The organism is Anaerosolibacter carboniphilus (assembly GCF_014205875.1).
In the GTDB taxonomy this organism is placed as follows: Bacteria; Bacillota; Clostridia; order Peptostreptococcales; family Thermotaleaceae; genus Anaerosolibacter; species Anaerosolibacter carboniphilus.
Map to the genome: position 1 here is coordinate 148930 of NZ_JACHEN010000004.1, position 15506 is coordinate 164435.

General features: G+C 34.8%; 16 protein-coding genes and 3 tRNA genes. 5 read left to right on the top strand and 14 right to left on the bottom strand.

Annotated features, from left to right (window positions below; all coding sequences use genetic code 11):
• Nucleotides 1-215: 215 nt before the first annotated feature.
• Complete coding sequence (locus HNQ80_RS04940; protein ID WP_184308750.1) at nucleotides 216-809, top strand: class I SAM-dependent methyltransferase; 594 nt, start codon at nucleotides 216-218, stop codon at nucleotides 807-809.
• Nucleotides 810-1071: 262 nt separating this feature from the next.
• Here HNQ80_RS04940 and HNQ80_RS04945 read toward each other — a convergent pair.
• Nucleotides 1072-1147: transfer RNA gene (locus tag HNQ80_RS04945), tRNA-Val, on the bottom strand.
• 49 nt (nucleotides 1148-1196) lie between these two features.
• Nucleotides 1197-1454: a hypothetical protein gene (locus tag HNQ80_RS04950; protein WP_184308752.1), complete on the bottom strand. Its 258-nt coding sequence runs from the start codon at nucleotides 1452-1454 to the stop codon at nucleotides 1197-1199.
• Between the two features lie 245 nt (nucleotides 1455-1699).
• Here HNQ80_RS04950 and HNQ80_RS04955 point away from each other — a divergent pair, with 245 nt between their 5' ends.
• On the top strand, nucleotides 1700-1930 hold the full coding sequence (locus tag HNQ80_RS04955; RefSeq protein ID WP_184308754.1) for a DUF3892 domain-containing protein: 231 nt from the start codon (nucleotides 1700-1702) through the stop codon (nucleotides 1928-1930).
• Nucleotides 1931-2139: 209 nt separating this feature from the next.
• On the top strand, nucleotides 2140-2370 hold the full coding sequence (locus HNQ80_RS04960; protein ID WP_184308755.1) for a hypothetical protein: 231 nt from the start codon (nucleotides 2140-2142) through the stop codon (nucleotides 2368-2370).
• A 262-nt stretch (nucleotides 2371-2632) separates the two neighbouring features.
• On the opposite strand, the gene HNQ80_RS04965 is transcribed toward HNQ80_RS04960, so the two are convergent.
• From HNQ80_RS04965 to polA, 6 genes are all read right to left on the bottom strand, one after another.
• Nucleotides 2633-2718: transfer RNA gene (locus HNQ80_RS04965), tRNA-Leu, on the bottom strand.
• Between the two features lie 101 nt (nucleotides 2719-2819).
• A complete protein-coding gene (locus HNQ80_RS04970) occupies nucleotides 2820-4445 on the bottom strand; it encodes a peptide ABC transporter substrate-binding protein (RefSeq protein ID WP_184308757.1) in 1626 nt (541 codons plus the stop codon).
• A gap of 45 nt (nucleotides 4446-4490) precedes the next feature.
• Nucleotides 4491-5525: a nicotinate phosphoribosyltransferase gene (locus tag HNQ80_RS04975; RefSeq protein ID WP_184308759.1), complete on the bottom strand. Its 1035-nt coding sequence runs from the start codon at nucleotides 5523-5525 to the stop codon at nucleotides 4491-4493.
• Nucleotides 5526-5713: 188 nt separating this feature from the next.
• Entirely contained in the window at nucleotides 5714-6280 is a 567-nt protein-coding gene (locus tag HNQ80_RS04980) for a lytic transglycosylase domain-containing protein (RefSeq protein ID WP_330602763.1), read from the bottom strand.
• Nucleotides 6281-6301: 21 nt separating this feature from the next.
• The gene (gene coaE, locus HNQ80_RS04985) at nucleotides 6302-6898 is read right to left on the bottom strand and encodes a dephospho-CoA kinase (RefSeq protein WP_184308761.1); all 597 of its coding nucleotides are present in this window, start codon (nucleotides 6896-6898) and stop codon (nucleotides 6302-6304) included.
• A gap of 18 nt (nucleotides 6899-6916) precedes the next feature.
• A complete protein-coding gene (gene polA, locus HNQ80_RS04990; RefSeq protein ID WP_184308763.1) occupies nucleotides 6917-9580 on the bottom strand; it encodes a DNA polymerase I in 2664 nt (887 codons plus the stop codon).
• Nucleotides 9581-9840: 260 nt separating this feature from the next.
• On the opposite strand from polA, the gene HNQ80_RS04995 reads away from it, so the two are divergent.
• Entirely contained in the window at nucleotides 9841-10308 is a 468-nt protein-coding gene (locus HNQ80_RS04995) for an aminoacyl-tRNA deacylase (RefSeq protein WP_243182986.1), read from the top strand.
• 81 nt (nucleotides 10309-10389) lie between these two features.
• On the opposite strand, the gene HNQ80_RS05000 is transcribed toward HNQ80_RS04995, so the two are convergent.
• From HNQ80_RS05000 to HNQ80_RS05010, 3 genes are all read right to left on the bottom strand, one after another.
• On the bottom strand, nucleotides 10390-11706 hold the full coding sequence (locus tag HNQ80_RS05000; RefSeq protein WP_184308853.1) for a DUF4349 domain-containing protein: 1317 nt from the start codon (nucleotides 11704-11706) through the stop codon (nucleotides 10390-10392).
• A 21-nt stretch (nucleotides 11707-11727) separates the two neighbouring features.
• Nucleotides 11728-12318, bottom strand: coding sequence for an RNA polymerase sigma factor (locus HNQ80_RS05005; protein WP_184308765.1), 591 nt, complete (start codon nucleotides 12316-12318; stop codon nucleotides 11728-11730).
• A gap of 318 nt (nucleotides 12319-12636) precedes the next feature.
• Nucleotides 12637-13590 carry a metal-dependent hydrolase gene (locus HNQ80_RS05010; protein ID WP_184308768.1) on the bottom strand — a complete coding sequence of 318 codons (954 nt, stop codon included), beginning with the start codon at nucleotides 13588-13590 and terminating at the stop codon, nucleotides 12637-12639.
• A gap of 140 nt (nucleotides 13591-13730) precedes the next feature.
• Here HNQ80_RS05010 and HNQ80_RS05015 point away from each other — a divergent pair.
• Nucleotides 13731-13816: transfer RNA gene (locus tag HNQ80_RS05015), tRNA-Leu, on the top strand.
• A 74-nt stretch (nucleotides 13817-13890) separates the two neighbouring features.
• Here HNQ80_RS05015 and HNQ80_RS05020 read toward each other — a convergent pair.
• The 3 genes from HNQ80_RS05020 to HNQ80_RS05030 all read right to left on the bottom strand — a co-directional run bounded on the left by HNQ80_RS05020 (nucleotide 13891) and on the right by HNQ80_RS05030 (nucleotide 15486).
• Nucleotides 13891-14139 carry a hypothetical protein gene (locus HNQ80_RS05020; RefSeq protein WP_184308770.1) on the bottom strand — a complete coding sequence of 83 codons (249 nt, stop codon included), beginning with the start codon at nucleotides 14137-14139 and terminating at the stop codon, nucleotides 13891-13893.
• A gap of 127 nt (nucleotides 14140-14266) precedes the next feature.
• Complete coding sequence (locus HNQ80_RS05025) at nucleotides 14267-14824, bottom strand: accessory gene regulator B family protein (RefSeq protein ID WP_184308771.1); 558 nt, start codon at nucleotides 14822-14824, stop codon at nucleotides 14267-14269.
• A 5-nt stretch (nucleotides 14825-14829) separates the two neighbouring features.
• Complete coding sequence (locus HNQ80_RS05030) at nucleotides 14830-15486, bottom strand: response regulator (RefSeq protein WP_184308773.1); 657 nt, start codon at nucleotides 15484-15486, stop codon at nucleotides 14830-14832.
• Nucleotides 15487-15506 lie beyond the last annotated feature (20 nt).

Consider the following 15506-nt stretch of genomic DNA (forward strand, 5'->3'; position numbering starts at 1 on the left):
TTCCCCCCTTACGCATCAGTAGCTTATATATCTATTAGAAATTTCCATATATTCCCAACAGAATTGATGAACAATTCCATAGATTAGTCTTCATAGTTCCACCAAAACTTCCCATTGAGCAATCCAGAGGCTATTTAAATAAATTTATATTAAAAAGATAATATTAATGGATAGTTGAATTTATTTCGCATAAAAGGATGTGACTGAAAAACCTCATGGAACTATCACCAAGGTTGTATCGACTATTTGTGCGCCCGCCTTTATTTACAAAACTATATTTCGACAGAAGGATTAAGTCACTATTATTTCCGTTTAACTTTCATAACAGAGTTGTTTTAGATTTTGGTTGTGGTATTGGATCAAGCAGCTGTATGTTTCAACCAGAATATTATATTGGTATCGATTGTGACGAGAAGAGAATTGCATATGCAAGGAATCTTTATAAAAATTATAATTTCTTTGCTTCCCAAGGTGCTAAATTATTCATAGAAGATAACAGTATTGACTATGTTTTAATTATGGCTGTTTTACATCATATCCCTTCTCAGACAATAGGAGAACATTTACTCGAATTCCATAGAGTTTTGAAACCTACAGGAAGAATTATTATCATTGAACCATGTTTCTTTCCAGGATCACACTTACGGAACTGGTGTATGTCATTCTTCGACAAGGGAGAATTTATTCGTAGTGAGCAAGATTATTTACGCCTTTTTCATCAATATAATTACAAGACAGCTATGATAAAGCGGTTTAGTAAATGTTCGGTTTATAACGAACTATTTTTCACTGCAAATCCTGAAAGGTAACCTGATGTGTGTCGTTTAGAATTTGCATTCTTAATTTTAGTATAATTTATTACGCACTGTTTTTAGCACTTCATTTCATTGTTTAATTTGCAAATATTAAATGATTGGCAGTTTTTAAAAGCATAAAAAAACTACATGTTACATAGCCATAATGAAACAAGTAGATTGTTATAATTCATACATATACCACAAAAAGAAAAGGCATAGTTATATGAATAACTACACCTTAATCATTATTTATTCCACTTATCAAGTATAAAATTGGTGCGAGATAAGGGACTCGAACCCCTGACTCCTTCCACGTCAAGGAAGTACTCTACCAGCTGAGTTAATCTCGCATATAATTTGTAATTTAATTACTTTATTATGATACATCATATGATAATCTTAGTCAATAGCATCCTGATGAATCGTAACAATCTTTTCGAATTCATCTTTCCCGAGATGTTCCTCTAAGTATGCTATAGCCTGGATACATATCAAATACTCATCTCTTTTTTCTCGCATACTCTTCAATTTTTGCCTTACATATTCGATCATATCCAACTGACACTTTGCGTCTTGGTGCCAAAGTATTTTCTCAAAATCCTCAATTGCTTGATTAAGTCGACATACCCTTTGATCCAATCGCTTTAACAGATTCACATCATTTCATTCCTTTGAAGCATATTCTTATTGATAATATATTCCTTTTGATGTTACACAGCAAGCGCTTCTCTATATATACTTATTATGTACCTAAGTCATTATAAATAAACCACTGCATTTCAATGGTTTTTGAACACAGTTTATTATGATCTTTCTTTCGATCATAGTATACATCGCTAAACAAAATGTATTATGAATATTATTTAGCTGACTACAGAAACTAGTTCAAAGGAGGGATATCCATGAGAGAGCAAGGAAAAATTATGAAGGTAAGAAAAAATAGCCAAGGAGACATTACAGATGTAATGCTGAATGATGGAAATATTTATTCGATTACTGATGCCATCGAGCTTGCAAAGGGTCATAAGATTGAGGGAGTTAATGTGGGTAAGGCAAAGAATGGCCGTGAATATCTGCGTAGCAACCCAAATGGTAAAGAATCTGACAATCTGGATCATTTAGAGACTTTTTAATCGTTTAAAAAGTAAAGTATCGTTTATTTACTCCTTTTTATGTAGCTTTTTTTATATGCGCCTTAAACAGATAAGACCACTTCTAATTCATTATTAGAGATGGTCTTCTTATTATTCTTGTCACCTATTCTCTCTTATTTACATATTGTGTATAGACAGATAAAGAAACATATTCTGTTTCGAATACCAATTTATGGAGGTGTAAATCGATGAGTGATGCAAAAAAGGGCTTTCTAGGTGGATTTGGTGACAATTCTTCATTACTGTTCTTCTTCTTGCTTTTGGTTGTATTATTTGGTGGAGGTATCGGTGGAGGCATTGGCTGCGGATGCGGATCAGGCGGATTCTTCGGTGGTTTAGGCGATGATTCAAGCTTGTTATTCTTCTTCCTATTGTTGATCGTATTGTTTGGCGGTGGATTCCTAGGCGGCGTTTTTTAATAAGTCCAATAGAATCGAGAATTTTCCCGATTCTATTTACATACAAAATATTAAATAGAACATTTTTTTCTTTATGAATCAATTTATTTCTGTTTTTTCCCTTCATATTTATAATGAAAAAGAGGCTAAATAGCCTCTAATTTTTTATACCTTACTATGCAATTTTAGTATGTTTTATTTCTTTTTTACAATCCGTTAGCAAATCCCTTTATATTTAGAAAATGGGCAAATAAAAAGGGCTTGTTTGCCCTAAAAATTCAAGTGGTGCGGATGGCGGGATTTGAACCCGCACGGTCGTGGACCGCTACCCCCTCAAGATAGTGTGTCTGCCAGTTCCACCACATCCGCAATTTGTCACTTAAATATAATAGCATTTTCCTTTATTTTTGTCAACAATATTTTCTGAAGCGATCTTATTCGGCGCCAGTCAGCTCCCATGTGATAATCTATCATTCTTTCTCTTCAAGTACATACCATTGTTCAATATTGTTGTAGATATTGTACGGCTTCGGATCAATATTCCCCTTTACATAATCTTTAACGACTAAAGCGTTATTTTCAAAAAATAAACTATAATAAGGTATCTCTTCTAAAATAGTATTCTGCACATCTCTATATTTTTGCTTCCTATCCTCTGCCGATTTCGCCAAAGCAGCTTCCATTAGCTGTTGATCTAATTGAGGGTTGGAATAACCAATGAAATTGCTATTTCCCATATAAGATGAATGAAAGATAAAGCTAATATCTGGATTTACCGACATTTTCCAACCACCTAAAACCATGTCAAATCCGCCTGAATTGAGTCGATACTGATATTCTTCCCAATTCACCTTTTCAGCGATTACCTCAATTCCAATCTCCTTTAACTGAGTCACAACCATATCTGCAACCTCTACTCTACGAGGATTATCATTATTTACTAACAGCGTTAATGATAATTTTTGATTTAGTTCATTTTCAAGGATGCCATCCTTATTCTCATCCCTCCAATTTGCATCTGCTAGTAGTTTCTTCGCACGCTCTTGTTCTTTACCGTACTTTTGTGCAGATGCATCATTCAACCATGAATCTGGATGGATGGGGGTATCTGTAATGGTAGCATGTCCAAAATAAACATCATTTACAATCTGATGTCTATCGATTCCATAGGCTATGGCAGTTCGAATACTTTTATCTGCTGTAATTGCTCTATTAAAATTAAAACCTATAAATTCATAATCCCAATCCGTATATGCATAAGTTTTTAAAGTTTTATCCTCACCATACTTTTCCCAATCAAAATCCGTTGCCTTTCCAACAGAAGCTTCATTGGCTTCAACAGAAGAAAGAGCGGTTTCTGGATCTGGTACAATTTTCCCAATAACCGTAGGTACAAAAGCACTTGTATCCCAATATTTATCATTGGATTTTAGTCGAACGTAGTTAGGTTTCGTATAAGCTTCGACTTTATATCTTCCTGTACCAACCAATAGATCTTTTGGTGATTTAAAAACATCCTCTGGGGATCCATATTTATGCTTTGGAATAATTGGAAATTGAAAATTTTCAATTTGATTACCTATAGCAGAATTTGTTTCAATAAAAATTTTATGTGACCCAAGAACTGTTATATTTTTAATATTCTTGACAAATCCACTAAATATTGACTTTTCAACATTACCGTTACTTGTCCTTAAAGCATCGATGGTAAATTTAACGTCTTCTGCAGTGAATGGCTGTCCATCGTGCCATGAAACATTCTCTCTTAGTTGAAAAGTCCAACCGTCTCCATTCTCAGTGGCAGTCCAGCCTGTTGCCAATGCTGGCTGAGCTTCTAATTTACTATCTAAGAACACCAATCCATCATAAACCAGTTGATTAAAATAGAATATACTCTCATTTTTATTGAGAATTGGATTCAGTGTATCAAACTGTGTTATTGGGAGTACTAATTCCCCCCCTGCCAATGGCTTTTTCACTTCTTCAACTGGTTGCTCTGGATTTTCACCATCTTTCACAGGTTTGCTACAGCCAAAGACTGTAAAAGACAATAGTAATAATAATATGATGAATATATTTGTTTTCTTGTTAATCAACGGAATACCTCCATCTATTCTTCCCACAATACTTCAGGAATACACCTATAATACCCTTTTCAATTTCTTATTTTCAACCAAGCCTGGGATTCTGCCTCTTTTGGCCACAGGTTTATCATTCACTTCCTTAATGTCCATCGTCATATCGATGGCGGATGCGCCAGAGATATAACTACCCACTCCAAATGAATCAGCTCCGGCATCTCGAAGTATTCTGATTTTCTCTGGAGTCAACCCACCAGATACAAAGATCTTCACGTGATCATATCCACTAAAATTCAGCTTATGTCTTAGTTCATTTACAAGTTGGGGTGTAACACCTCCTCTTTCGCTAGGGGTATCCAATCGCACGCCATATAAGCGCTCTCCCAAGGCTTGTGCAATTCTAAGGCTCTCCTCGACTTCATCTTTAAAAGTATCGACCAGCACTGTCCTTTTATGACTCTCTGGCATTACTTTATCGTATACCTTGGCTACCTCTAAGGTATCTCCAGCAATTAGCATAGCTGCATGAGGCAGTGTTCCTGAAGCTTCAATTCCAAGAAGCTTTGAAGCCAGAACACAGCTCACGCCTGTTGCACCACCAATAACAGCAGCTCTTTCCATTACTGGAGCGACCGCTGGGTGCACATGTCTTGCACCAAAGCAAAGAAATGTTTTATCGCCACATGCTTCTTTTACTTCTCTTGATGCCGTAGCCCAGCCACTTGCACTTGCCAAACTTCCCAAAATTGCTGTTTCAAAAATTCCAAATTCACTATAAGGACCTTTGATTCTAATCAGAGTTTCTTTTGAATCAAACGATTCTCCCTCATCAACACTCCAGACTTCAACATTTTTATCCTTCAGCATATTTATTACCTCTTGAACCCCAGCAAAAATGCCAGGTTTTCTAGCAAATATCTCTGCAGTAACGATTTCTGATTCGAGATTCATTTCTCTTAAAATATCCATCGTTCTTAGAAAATACACATCTGTCGTTGTACCCTTCAATATCTCCTCATGGGTACTAGCATGTATTAATCGTTCCTGATCAACCTTTATATTCTTAATATCTTCAAGGCTTTTCATATGTTCCATACATTCACTTTCCTTTCTTTTTCTTACGATTACATCTCAAGGAAAACATAGCACTATTTATAACAAAACAGTAAATATCCTCCCATCAATGAAAATATACATATAACCTCGCCCTATTATTATAAAAAACATCTGATAATTGTTCAATAAAATACTGAATAAATATATAGATAACAGCATTTATACTGTTATCTATATAGAATGCTATAAATTTTATAACTCTTTAAAACTTTGTCTATATATGCCCGAGTTTCCAAAAAAGGAATTTTATTTAATGTAATACCATCCTGACTATATTCTGGATTATCAAGCCACTTATTCACATTTCCACTCCCGCCATTGTAAGCTGCCAGTATAAGCTGTAGCCTTCCATCAAACTCACTACTTAGTCTATCAATATACCAGCAACCAATTCTGACATTTATTTCTGGGACGTATAGCATTTCTTCATTGTAATCCTTTATATCCAATTGTTTTGCAGCCCATTCTCCCGTTATAGGTGCAATCTGCATTAAGCCCTTAGCTTCTTTATGAGACTTGGCCTTCTCATTAAATTTACTCTCTGTCTTGATAATTGCAGCTACCAGCAATGGATCTAAATCATACTCATCCGAGTACTTTTCTACAAGCGATCGATAATGAATTGGATATAGTATCTTCAAAAACCAATTGGTGCTGTTTGCTGCTACTCCTAAAACCATTACAACCATAATGACAACCAATAGTCTTCTATATTTCTTGAGATTTACAACCACCAATACAACCCCTCCGGAATGTTAGCTATGGAAACGTTTTAGTTCTATTTTTAATTTCTCTTCTAGTTCTGAATAAGTTCCACTGTTATCAATAATTACATCTGCAAAGTTCTTTTTCTCTTCAAGTGTCATTTGTGAGTTTATTCTCCTTTTGGCATCTTCCAAATCTATTCCATCTCTATCCATCAACCTCTTGCATTGTGTTTCTTCGTCTACAGAGATAAGCCATATTTCATCTACTAATTGTCTCATATTCATTTCAATAAGTAAAGCTGCATCTAGAAAAACCACGTCATACTCTTTTTCCTTGGCATATACTTCAATTTTATTCATAATTTTATCGTTTATGCGCTTATGCGTTATTTCATTTAACACCTTTAATTTATTTGGATCACTAAAAACTATACTACCTAGATGTTTTCTATTTAAAGAACCATCAGAATTGAGTATTTCTTTCCCAAAGTACTCTTCAATTTCTTTTAGAGCAGGCTCTCCAACCGCAACAATTTCTCTAGCGATAACGTCTGCATCAACAACAGGATACCCATATTTTCTAAGAATATTTGTGGCTGTGCTCTTACCCGAGGCGATGCCGCCTGTAAGTCCTATAACATTCATCCAATATAGCATCCTTCCTTATTTAGTATCGTACCAACTTTCTCCAACATTCATATCTACCTTTAGCGGTACATCTAGATTTAAAGCATTCTCCATTTGTAATTTCACGATTTCCTTTACTTCATCTATTTCACTTTTATGGGCTTCAACAATCAGTTCATCATGAACCTGTAAAATAAGTCTAGACTTTAATTTTCTGCGCTTTAATTCTTGATCCACTTTGATCATTGCCAGCTTAATAATATCCGCAGCACTTCCTTGAATTGGAGTATTCATTGCTGTTCTTTCTCCAAAGGAGCGAAGATTAAAATTACTAGCACTAATCTCAGGTATATATCGTCTACGTTTTAAAAGGGTTGTAACATAACCAAGCTTTCTGCCTTCTTCAACAATCTCTTCCATATAGCGCTTTACACCAGTAAATCTGCTAAAGTATTCATCTATATACAGCTGTGCCTCTTTCCTTGTGATCTGAAGATTTTCTGATAACCCATAATCACTAATCCCATAAACGATCCCAAAGTTTACGGCTTTAGCCCTACTTCGCTGCAATGAAGTAACGTCTTCCATAGGCACGCCAAACACCTTTGAAGCTGTGGAAGTATGTATATCTAAATCTTGATGAAAAGCCTCTATTAGATTGTCATCCTTTGAAATATGAGCCAACACACGGAGCTCAATCTGAGAATAATCTGCGTCCAATAATAGATAGTCCTCATCAGAAGGAATAAATACTTTGCGTATTTCCCTTCCTAAAGCTAATTTTATTGGTATATTCTGCAGATTAGGCTCTGTGCTACTAATCCTACCAGTTGCAGTAACCGTTTGGTTGAAGCTAGAATGAATCTTATGAGTTTCTTTGTTGATTACTGCTTTTAATCCATCAATATAGGTGGATTTTAATTTTACCAATTGTCGATACTCTATAATCATCGCGATGATAGGATGTTTTTTTTGAAGCTTTTCAAGTACTTCTATATTGGTTGAATAACCTGTCTTTGTTTTTTTTACAGCAGGTAATTCCAATTTGTCAAATAAAATTTCTCCCAATTGCTTTGGTGAATTAATGTTAAAACTCTCCCCAGCTTCATTGTAAATAGATTGGGTAATATGTTGAATTTTCTCATCCAATTCTGTCCCCAACTGATCTAATATGCTTTGATCAACCATGAAGCCGTTAAATTCCATATCACTCAGCACTTCCACCAAAGGCATTTCCACATCACTGAAAAGCACGCCTAATTCAGCCTCTTTCATTTGTTCCATCAAGGATTCTTTTACACTCATCACTGTATTACACCAATTCATTCCAAATTCTATAAGCTTTTCTTCTGCAAGCTCACTAAAGCTAGTCTTACTTTTTCCTTTTCCTAATACATCTTCCTCACTTTCGATTTTTCTGTTTAAGTACTCTAAAGATATATCTTGGATTTCATAGGAGGACCGAGTAGGATCAATAAGGTATAATGCAATGGCTGAATCAAAAGCCATCCCTTTCAGAACGATCTTATATCTTTTTAAAGAATTTCTGTCCCTTTTTAAATAATGTCCATACTTTCTGATTCTGGAATCTTCCAATATCTCCTTTAAATCCTGTAACGCCAGGGGTACATCTTCTCCTTTTATAAAAAAGTGTTCTTCACCACATCGTACATGAATTCCAATAATATCATCTTGGATGATGTCTTGACCATCCGTAAATGTTCTAATGCATAACTCACCTGTATTTTTAATTTTATCCTTAAGACTTTTCCAATCAAAAATAACGCTTGTCGGTTTCACATCTAAAAAATTACTATCTGTGGTCTCCATTTTATTTTTCACTGCGACTCTTCCCATTAAGCTATGAAATTCAAGCCTTTTAAATAGCTCCATCAGCTTTTCTGAATCTGGGTCTTCTCTTTTCAATTCATCTAGGGATATCTCTACAGGAACATCTACCATAATGGTGGCCAGTCGTTTACTAAATATTGCTTGTTGCGCAAATTCATCAATCTTTTCTCTAAGCTTTGCACTTGATATTTTATCTGTATGTTGGATCAATTCCTCAATATTTCCAAACTCCTTAATTAGTTTTATAGCAGTTTTTTCTCCTACACCAGGAACTCCTGGAATATTGTCAGATTGATCACCCATCAGACCTTTTAAATCTATAAACTGTTGTGGCGTTATCTCATATCTTTCCATTACACCTTTATCGTCATATTCTTCTAACGAACTAATACCTTTTTTTGTGATCAATATCTTGGTTTTGCTGGATGCTAATTGCAATGCATCCCTATCCCCTGTAACAACGATAGCTTCAAGTTCCTTATTCTCCGCGTATTTCACAAGAGTTCCTATCAAATCGTCCGCTTCAAATCCATCCAGTTCAATCCTGTGAATTTTTAAAGCATCCAAAACATCCTTCAAAATTGGCAATTGCTGTGCCAACTCGCTTGGCATTTTTTTTCTACCTGCCTTGTATTCGTCATATTCCAAATGTCGAAAGGTCGGTGCTTTTCTATCAAAAGCCACGCTAATATAATCTGGACGATAGTCATCCATAATTTTATAGAGCATATTCACGAAGCCATATACTGCATTTGTATAATCCCCACTTTTGCTTGATAGTAACGGTAAAGCATAGTAAGCTCTGTTAATCAAACTATTACCATCTATGATAACCATTTTCTTTGTCATTTTGTACCCACTCCTTTATAATACCGCACGAATACGATTCATCATTATATTTCCCTGATTATTCCCTTATCAATCCATATAACAATATTCTTAATCGAATTTAAAAATCCTCTTTTTATGCTGGAATATGCCTAATCCATTTCTCCCATATGATGTGAATCCATATATTCCAAGTTAAATAATAAAACAGCGATTTTTTGTCTCAAAATTCTGATCATTTGATATAATATTGAATATATCTAAGGATGGAGGTTTTATAATTGAATATCTTTGATGAGAAATTAATAGCCTACATGGCTGAAAACAATGTTGAAGCAGAACACCTTATTTTCAAAGAATCTTGCCATTCGGTGGAAGAGGCTGCGATGGCAGCTAATGCAACAGCTCAGGATATTGTTAAAAATATTTGTATTATCGACGAGCAGGGCCAACTGATTGTCGCAATTATCAAAGGCGAAGACAAAACTGATCTTTCAAAAATCAAATCCCTATTAGGAGTTAAGAAACTCAGAACTGCAACTGCTGATGAGATCCTAGAACATTCGGGATATATTTGCGGTGGCGTTCCCTCATTTGGTTACAAAGCGACTTTTCTCATAGATACAAGAGTTATGGAAAATACCATTGTCTATACAGGTGGCGGTTCCCAGAATTCACTTGTTCGAATCTCACCCAAAGTTCTTTTAGATGCCAATGGCGGACAAGTCGTTGATATTAGAAAATCATGATTAAATTTTGTTGTAAACAATATCTTTTCATAAAAATAACTCTTCCCTATGGAAGAGTTATTTTTAATAGGTTTCATCTATTTATTTTTGTTTATTCTTTTGCCCCTTGATTCGTCTAAATACATAGATACCCAAGGGGATTCCGATCACCAAGAAAACTAGCAGCACAGGCAGTATGCTAACGATTTTGATGAAACCATTCTCCGCAAACTGTATAATTTCATTTACTGTTTTGATGAATCCTTTTTGCGCTTTTAGCCATACATTATCTCGAATTGGATATATTTCTTTATCTTTTGGAGACATCTCGTTAAGAGTGATCTGGATAGTTGATAAACTCACCAAATCATCCCAACGCTTCACATCTCCTGTCATTCGATTGATTTCACCTCGAACTCTAGAAAGCTCTCTTTCGACTTCTAGAATATCCTTTACATTGGATGCCTTTTCCATAATTCCTCTAAGGCTTTTTTCTTGAATCTTTAGGTTTTCGATCTCATCCACTGTACTTCTATATTCCTTTGTTATATCCTGTCCACTAATACTGATGTTTGTAACAACGCCTAAAGATTTGATTTGATCTAGCACCTCGACAAAGCGATTCTCAGGAATGCGGATCAATACACTTCCAAACTTTAAAGATTCTTCAGGATTTGCCTCATTGTATTGCTTATATTGGGTATTACTGCTTTCTATAAAACCTCCACTATCAGAAACAATCCTCGTGATCTGACTAAATTTCTCATCATATTCATCAACATTTAAATCAACATATCCGCTCTTGATAACTTTCCGATCTGATTCAGCTTGCATATCTGCCGTTTGGATATTTTGACCGTTTTGATCAGCAATGCGTTCTTCCACAAAACCTCTGTTTTGCTGTGCTTTTAAACCATATTCTTCAACGGTATCCCCCCCACCGTCTGAGGTGGTATCCATTTTTAATTCAGGAGCGGCGGGAGCAGGGGTAGTTTTAGATAATTCCGTGTCAGTAGATTCCATGCTCCTATTTTCTCGCATCTCACTATTATTAAATCTCATTTCATTTATAGAATTAGAAAGAATCAACACAATAAATAATGCCGCGATGGATGTATATACTTTCCAATTTTTCCAATTATGTTTCTTCTTGCTAGGGCTGCTATCCCCTATTTCGATCACATTTGCATGATCTTCTTTCGCTCTAATCAATTTTTCATGCAAACTCGCTTCAAAGTTGGAAGGCAATTCTATCATAGGTAGTTCATTGCACATATTTTTTATGCTTAAAAGCTCCTCATATTCCTGTTTACATACTTCACATTCTTTTAAATGCTTTTGTAGCATATTTGCTGTATGCTCATCCAATAGGTCATCTATATAAAGAGATATTAACTCAGTAATTTCTGTACAGTTCATATAAACCCTCCTTTCTATGTTTTAGACGTGCGGTTTTTGATAAAGTTCCCTATTTGTTATAATATCCTTTAAAGCCAACCTGGCTCGACTTATTCTTGATTTAATCGTTCCCTGAGGGCAGTCTAATATTTCAGAAATCTGTTCATAGCTTAAACCTTTAATATCTCTGAGAATAATCACTGTTTTATGTTGTTCAGGCAATGCTTGAATTGCATCCTGTATACTTTTAATCTCTTCTTTCTTTTCAAAGATTTCTTCTGTGCTGCTATTTGGATCAACCACATCTCTATCAATTTCTCCGTCTTCCATTTCCACTGGATTATGGTATGAATAAACTTTTTGCCGTTTTCTTTTCCGCAACTCATCTAAACAAGTATTTGTTACAATCCTATACAACCAGGTAGAAAAACTAGATTGTCCTTGAAAAGAATGTATTGATTTAAAAACCTTAACCAAGGCTTCTTGAGTAGCATCACTGGCATCTTCAACATTTCCTAGCATTCTAAAGGCAATATTATAAGCAAGGGTCTGATACGATTTAATCAGCATTTCAAAGCTTTCAACATCTCCCTGCTTGCTCTTTTCAATAAGATTGATTTCAAATTCTTCCATTTGCGTTCACTCCTTTCCTAAAAAATTACCAATGCATTAGACGTATATTCTCTAAAAAAGTTCCATTTCCTTTAAATATTTGTCTGAATTTAATTATAATATGCCCTCTTTTTTACACAATAAATAAGGAGAAACACTATCTCCCTAGTATTTCTCCTTGTTCGTCTCATTTCTTTCTTAGAACAATTTCGGTTTCATTTAACAATAGATTTGTCTCATATGGCTTCCAATGCATCTCATACTGTTCATTCAAATATTCAAACAGGGAACAGGGTTAAATATGCAACAAATCTACTGTTTCCAGTAGATTTGCTATGATTATTCGACTTCGGTTACAAGTATTCTCCGATGAATTTTATAGGGATGAAAGAAAGAGTGAATGATATTCTGCTCTCTATCATAAACGGCGGTAGCATGATGCATAAAATTATTTCTTAAGAAATATCTCAAATCTATGGATTTTAAAACAATATGTTCACCTTCATTAAAACGTAACACATGATAGTTCGTTGAAAACTCTTTAAAATACTTACCAATGTTCGTATCTTCAAATAACTCAACAGTCTCTTGATCAGGTCTTTTAAATTTCTTCCTTTCACTAATTTTTTGATTTATCATGTTAATCTGCCCAACAATATTGTGACTGTTTGTATTAACAATAAAATCCCACTTATAAAATGCCATCAAGGCTGGCAATATTTCAATATTTATTATTTTATATCCATGAGAATAATGCTTTTCAACCAATTGCATTGCTCGCTGTTTCATTAGCCACCTTGAATATAAATACACCATAAAAACGATCGAAATCAGTAAATAAAACCAAGTCGTGCTTTGCTTATTAAATATTAATAAGAATGCCAATAGGGTCACCACAGGATCATACAGCATCAAAATGCTCACCTTACTCTTTTTCCTGGTAAAAGGCATAAAAAGCTTCGCTCCATAGGAATTCAAAATATCGAAGATTGTATGGGACAAGCAGCCTATAAACGTCCATAAAAACACTTGTAAGGTTGGAAAATCGTAATAGAAGAAAGATAATCCCCCAGTAATGATTGCAGCTAATCCAACTAAGGCTGGTATCGAATGGGAGATTCCTCTATGGTGTTTTAAATAAACATAATCTCCCCAAACTTTTCCAATAACATCAATATCAGGAGCCATGGCTCCGATGGCGCAACCCAAGCTTACTGGATTGCTTAGGGCTACCGGGTTTCCGCTAAAAGCTGAAATAGCTAACCCGATAACACCATGGGTAACTGGATCCATTTTATTCACCACCACATCAAATTTTGTTCACTTTAGTTTACCATAATGTTCTGCGCACATCAATATATTTAGATAATTATGTCTATTAAAAAAGTGCTTGCATTCTATATTTCTATATGGTAATATAATACTTGTAACGCGCCGAAGTGGTGGAATGGCAGACGCACCGGACTCAAAATCCGGCGGGGTAACACCCGTGAGGGTTCAAGTCCCTCCTTCGGCACCAATTTAAAAAGGTCAAAAACCTAACAAAAACCTACCTAAGAAATTAGGTAGGTTTTTTATTGTAAGATTACATAATCAAATATCGAAAGTTATTATGTTTGCTATCTGATAAAAGCTATCATGTACAAAAGCGCATTTATATTTTTCAAGATTCTCAACAGCATCTATCAATTTACTAATATCTTTTTCATCTATTTTAGAAGTAGTATTTGCAATTTTTTCTAAAAGTAAATTTTGAGCGTCAGCCTTTGCGTCAAATAATCTCTTATACTCTTGATCACTAAAGAGTTTTGTCAATAAATCGTTGTATAATTCTTTCGACATATTTACTTCCACCCCCCTTTTATCTTCTTGCAGGTGGCCGCATATACTGATATACTGTATATAACAACTACCATATATTTAGTCGTTGTTTGCAAATAAGAGGCCGCCGCTTCCAGGTAACGGCTTCTTATTCGTTTTTGATATAAAGATTGGCAAAAGCTGCAATAATTCCAAACAGTATTGCATTGCTAACATCGATCCGTCCATATCGATATAGTACGATCTGGATTATCATAATTAATAGGATTGTAACTTTCCCGTGTCTAAGAAGTTTTGCCTCCAGTGATGGCTTGATAGGTCGCTTGGGGTTCGCCACTACGCCCTGCGTTTTTATAGTGGCAAAGGCGAATACATAAATTAATATAATATTTATGGTGTCCAGTTGAATCTTAGCAGACAAGAAACTAAATAAAACTGTAAAGCCAACTGTAACAGCAAAACATAGATTTTTATTTTGAAAATGGAACCCACCAAAGCATCTTCTCAGTAACATATAAGTAAATACAAATGCTAAAGTTAAATCCCATGTATGTATCGGAATGGTCAGAAGAACGGAGATTCCAACCCACTTTATCTTCTCAAAACTTGTCACTTTGCCGAATTGAATAATTCGCTCTATCGATTCATCTGAATACCCACCCCTATATTTCTCAGGAAGATAATCTGAAAGTTTTACATTCCCCATTGCACCTACCATGCCTCCTTACCACAGTATAAATTGAAAATGCTATCTAAAAATTCTTTATTACCAGATCTTTCAATTGAGTTTATTTTGACTATGCTAAAATTCATTTTTCTTATTTTTGAAATCTGTTCTTTGATTGCATATGGGCTTTTGCCATTAATCTCAGACATATAATCATACACTTGAGTTATACTCAAATCCTTAATATCTTTATATGCATATAGAATTTGCTTTATCAGCAATCTGTCTGCAAAAGTACCTTTTAGATTTTGAAGTATATGATTGATAGTTTGTTCAGATATTGTTATCTCATTTTCTACTTCAATTTTAAGGAGTTTGTCAATGATCATGACCAAGATCTTATAATCGCAAGGTTTAACCATGTACTCATCGACTAGATCACTCATAATATTATTTGCCATACTGCTTACCATGATGGCTTTAGGTCTGTAAACTTGGTTGATGTTTTCCAATAATGCGATCCCATCAACAATTGGAAGCCCTTTATCTGTTATTATTAATTCTGGTCTATCTATAAACACATTCTTAAGTACCACTCTAGGATTATAAAATGCCTTTATTGTGATATTTTTATATATACTTTCGAGATATTCTTTTGTAATTTCAGCAAATTGAAAGTTATCATCAACTATGTAGATCATCTTGTTTTATCACCTTCTTT

What these genes read in the sequence shown, in the direction of transcription:
- HNQ80_RS04940 (WP_184308750.1), top strand. Translation starts at nt 216, where the DNA reads ATGGAACTATCACCAAGGTTGTATCGACTATTTGTGCGCCCGCCTTTA.
- HNQ80_RS04955 (WP_184308754.1), top strand. Translation starts at nt 1,700, where the DNA reads ATGAGAGAGCAAGGAAAAATTATGAAGGTAAGAAAAAATAGCCAAGGA.
- HNQ80_RS04960 (WP_184308755.1), top strand. Translation starts at nt 2,140, where the DNA reads ATGAGTGATGCAAAAAAGGGCTTTCTAGGTGGATTTGGTGACAATTCT.
- HNQ80_RS04975 (WP_184308759.1), bottom strand. Translation starts at nt 5,525, where the DNA reads ATGGAACATATGAAAAGCCTTGAAGATATTAAGAATATAAAGGTTGAT.
- coaE (WP_184308761.1), bottom strand. Translation starts at nt 6,898, where the DNA reads ATGAATGTTATAGGACTTACAGGCGGCATCGCCTCGGGTAAGAGCACA.
- polA (WP_184308763.1), bottom strand. Translation starts at nt 9,580, where the DNA reads ATGACAAAGAAAATGGTTATCATAGATGGTAATAGTTTGATTAACAGA.
- HNQ80_RS05000 (WP_184308853.1), bottom strand. Translation starts at nt 11,706, where the DNA reads ATGAACTGTACAGAAATTACTGAGTTAATATCTCTTTATATAGATGAC.
- HNQ80_RS05005 (WP_184308765.1), bottom strand. Translation starts at nt 12,318, where the DNA reads ATGGAAGAATTTGAAATCAATCTTATTGAAAAGAGCAAGCAGGGAGAT.
- HNQ80_RS05010 (WP_184308768.1), bottom strand. Translation starts at nt 13,590, where the DNA reads ATGGATCCAGTTACCCATGGTGTTATCGGGTTAGCTATTTCAGCTTTT.
- HNQ80_RS05020 (WP_184308770.1), bottom strand. Translation starts at nt 14,139, where the DNA reads ATGTCGAAAGAATTATACAACGATTTATTGACAAAACTCTTTAGTGAT.
- HNQ80_RS05025 (WP_184308771.1), bottom strand. Translation starts at nt 14,824, where the DNA reads ATGGGGAATGTAAAACTTTCAGATTATCTTCCTGAGAAATATAGGGGT.
- HNQ80_RS05030 (WP_184308773.1), bottom strand. Translation starts at nt 15,486, where the DNA reads ATGATCTACATAGTTGATGATAACTTTCAATTTGCTGAAATTACAAAA.